At 51.3% G+C, this 228-nt stretch carries 1 protein-coding gene; it reads left to right on the plus strand.

Going from position 1 to position 228, the window contains the following annotated elements:
- Positions 1–38: 38 nt before the first annotated feature.
- On the plus strand, positions 39–228 hold a 190-nt coding region (locus tag R0J92_RS27595), incomplete at its 3' end, for a hypothetical protein (RefSeq protein WP_411054024.1).

The raw sequence follows: 228 nt of genomic DNA on the forward strand, positions 1-228 counted from the left end.
CCAACTACCATGACATAGCAAAGTCCCGTATTGCCTCCATGAACCAAGGTCTCAGCACACCGCCCGCTGAGCAATTGTGGGTAACGCCCAAAGGCATACGGCATGAAGTTGAAGTGACAGGCATGGGAATCGAGTTTGAAGGCAACGCCGCGGTGCAGTTATTGATCCGTGACATCACAGGCCGAAAACAAATTGAACGGGAACTCGAATTAAACCGGCAACGCTATG

Source organism: Tritonibacter sp. SIMBA_163 (assembly GCF_046535935.1).
GTDB classification, from domain to species: domain Bacteria; phylum Pseudomonadota; class Alphaproteobacteria; order Rhodobacterales; family Rhodobacteraceae; genus Epibacterium; species Epibacterium scottomollicae.